The 3340-nt window shown below is 60.6% G+C and carries 4 protein-coding genes; all 4 read right to left on the reverse strand.

Going from position 1 to position 3340, the window contains the following annotated elements; translation table 11 throughout:
• Nucleotides 1-723 (reverse strand): MFS transporter (locus VIW95_RS05215; RefSeq protein ID WP_331584363.1); only part of this gene is annotated, 723 nt, incomplete at its 3' end.
• Nucleotides 724-928: 205 nt separating this feature from the next.
• Nucleotides 929-1909 (reverse strand): NAD(P)H-quinone oxidoreductase, encoded by a 981-nt coding sequence (locus VIW95_RS05220; RefSeq protein WP_331584364.1) that lies wholly within the window; start codon nt 1907-1909, stop codon nt 929-931.
• A 4-nt stretch (nt 1910-1913) separates the two neighbouring features.
• Nucleotides 1914-2753 (reverse strand): LLM class flavin-dependent oxidoreductase, encoded by an 840-nt coding sequence (locus VIW95_RS05225; RefSeq protein ID WP_331584365.1) that lies wholly within the window; start codon nt 2751-2753, stop codon nt 1914-1916.
• A 14-nt stretch (nt 2754-2767) separates the two neighbouring features.
• The gene (locus tag VIW95_RS05230; protein WP_331584366.1) at nt 2768-3229 is read right to left on the reverse strand and encodes a DUF2141 domain-containing protein; all 462 of its coding nucleotides are present in this window, start codon (nt 3227-3229) and stop codon (nt 2768-2770) included.
• Nucleotides 3230-3340: the final 111 nt, after the last annotated feature.

Here is a 3340-nt window from a genome sequence, read left to right on the forward strand (position 1 = left end):
GCCGAATGCGCGCAGACGGCCGTCACTGAAAATCAATCGCGCGCCCGCCGCGATGTCGCCGCCTACGCTGGCGTTGCGAGCCCGCGGCGCGGGGGCTGGTTCGGGCTTGCGGATCAGCGCGATCGCAAGCGCGGACGCGAGAAACGAAATCGCGTCGATCAGAATCGCGAACGGCGCCGTCAGCCATTCCACCAGCCAGCCTGAAAGCGCGAAGCCGCCCGCTTCGGCGACTCCGGCGCTGGCGGTGAGCTTGCTGTTCGCGTCGAGGAGATCTTCGCGCTCGACCAGCGACGGCAGGTAGGATCGATAAGCGACGTCAAAGAACAGATCGAGCGCCGAGTACGCGAGCATCACCGCGCATAGCTGCGCCATCGTCAGCTTGGCGAACATCGCGGCAATCGGAATCGTGCCCAGTACGATGAAGCGGCCGACATCGGTACCGATCAGAATCGGACGGCGGCGGACGCGATCGACAATCACGCCCGCGAACAGACCCAGCACCAGCGTCGGCACAATTCCGGCCGCGGCGAGGATGCCCATCTGGAATGGCGTGGCCTTGAGCGCGATCACCGCGGCAAAGCTGATCGCGACATCGCCCATCCGCGTGCCGAACAGCGAGACCGTTTCTCCGGTCCACAGTTTCATGAAATCGGCGTGGCGAAAAAGCACACTTCGGCGGTGCGCGGCGCCAATTGATTGGTTGTCTTTTTCCTTCGGTTGCATTTCGAGTCTCAGGCGCGGCGATCCGCGCAAGAAAAGAAAAAGCCCCGGGCTTCGATGCCCGAGGCTTTTTCAAGCCAGCTTTCGAAGTATCCCTCACCCAGCAAGTAGACGGTTGGTATAGATGGGGGTGACTTTCACGGGATTCTCCGAGTTCTGGCGAAGGTGCGAGATTAATCCTGACGCGCGAACAGGTCAAGAAACCCAATCATTCGAACTTGAGGATGATTTTGCCGAAGTGCTCGCTCGCTTGCATCATGCGATGTGCCGTCGGTGCATCGGCAGCCGGCACCACTTTGTAGATAGGCGGACGCAACCGGCCGGCCTCGAGCGCGGCACCGAATTGCTGGAGGAAGGCGGCGACGATCTGCGCTTTCTCCGTGGCTGAGCGCGAGCGCAGAGTCGAACCGAAGATTTTCAGATGACGCCGCAGTACTGCAGCGAGATCCAACTCGGCGCGCGTCCCGTTCATCAAGCCGATCAGCACCAGTCGTCCGCCCTGCGCGAGCGACTCGATATTTCCCGCCAGGTACGCGCCACCGATGCTGTCGAGAATCGCATCGACACCGCGCCCATCAGTCGCAGCCTTTACCGCCGGTGCAAACGGGGCGTGCTTGTAGTTGATCGCGACTTCGGCGCCCAGCTTGCGGCATTGATCGCATTTCTCGTCCGAGCCCGCGGTAACGATCACGCGCACGCCGGCTTCTTTGAGCAGCTGAATAGACGCGGTGCCGATTCCGCTGCCGCCGCCGTGAATCAAAGCAGACTCTCCACGCTTAATTCCGGCGAGCATGAAAAAATTCAGGAACACGGTCAGAAACACTTCGGGGACTCCGGCTGCTTCCTCGAAGCTCAGCACCGCTGGAATCTTCATCGCGGATCCATAGTGCGCCACGGCCTTCTCCGCATAGCCGCCACCCGGAATCAGTGCCATCGCGCGATCGCCGACTTTCCAGCCGTGCGCAGCAGCGCCGACCGCGACGACTTCGCCGGCGCATTCCATACCGATGATTTCCGACGCGCCCGGCGGAGGCGGATAGAATCCCTGGCGCTGCAGAACGTCCGCGCGATTCACCCCGGCGGCGCGCACGCGAATCAGGATTTCATCGGGCTTGATCGCGGGCTCGGGAACTTCGGCGAGTTTGAGCGCGTTCTCATCGCCGGGTTTTTCAACAACTACTGCTTTCATGATTTCAAACTCGCGGTGGACCTTTTCGGATCCGCGCGCGGACTTTCTCCAGTGGCGTCTTCCACGGCAGAATACCTTCCAACCACCACGTCGCGCCTGCTTCGGCGTACGGCGCGACGATTTCGCGATCCTGTTCCGGGTTATCGCCCGGCGTTTCCCCCGATTGGACTACATCGAATGGCGCATCCGAGTTGCGCTGACTCTTGATGAACACGACGATCGCACGTAGGTCGTCGGGCGCAAGCGATTTCTCGATGTCAGTTGAAACTGGCACGACGCCGTCGAAGCGTGCCGCGCGCCGAAACGGAGGCTTGTGCGGCCAGCTCCCTGCTACCCAAATCGGGATCCGCGGTTTCTGCACGGGCACAGGGAGAAATTGCGTTTCCCGAACCTTATAGTGCTTTCCATCGAACGAAAATGTTTCACCGCTCCAAAGTCCCAGCAGAACTGTAAGCCCTTCTTCGAACATCGCGGCGCGCATCTTGTCGTCGAGCGGGCCGTCAAACGTGCTGATCTCTTTGAACACATCCGTGCCCAGTCCGACGCCGAGAACCAGCCTGCCGTCCGATAGATGGTCGAGGGTGACGGTCTCGCGCGCGAGCTTCCACGGCTTGCGCCGAAAGAGCGGCGTGACCAGCGGACCGAGCAGGATTCGCTTCGTCGCAATCGCCATCGCGGCCAGCGCGATCCACGGATCGGCAACCGGGTCGGGCCATCCGACCTGTATGTGGTCCCAAATAAAAACCGCGTCCCAGCCCGCATCTTCGGCGTCGCGCGCAAGCTCGGCGAGCAATTTCGGATTCGCGTAGGGACCGAACTGCGGTGTGTCGAATGCGTATCGCATGGGCTGTCCCTGCTCTATCTATAGATCATTTTCACTGGTATCTGCTTCCAGCCGGTGCCGTCGTAGTGAAACTTGCACTGATCGAAGGTCGGCGCGCTGAATTGCGGCACGACGTTGTTCGAAAATCCGTAGCCTTCGAGCGGATAGCCAATCATATTCGATTTGAATTTGCCGCTGCTGTCCTCGTCGTGAAAAAGCGTGACGGCATAGTCACCGGCCGTAAAAGCTCCGCTGAAGACGCACCCGCCGCTCGCGTTCTTAATCGGCGCCGTGACGTGCTGCATGATGTGAGAGTCGTCGCGCGGGAAGCCCGCCGGCCCGGGCCACAGCGAGCATACCAATTGCCCGTTGTTATTTCGAAGCCCGGTCACGGCAACCTTGATACCCTTCGACGCGTCTTGCTCCCGCGACGACGCCGGCCACGCGGTCGCTACAAGCAACAACGCAAATACGAACAGCTGAATTCTCACTCTCATCAAATTGCAACTCCACAAACGGAGAGGGTCCGCTGAGGACCCTCTCTCACGCGCTGGATTTCCGAACGGCGAGCAGCGAACTACGAAAGCTCGTCTAGTTGTACTTGTTGA

This window comes from Binatus sp. (SeqCode), from assembly GCF_036522015.1.
Taxonomy (GTDB): Bacteria; Desulfobacterota; Binatia; order Binatales; family Binataceae; genus Binatus.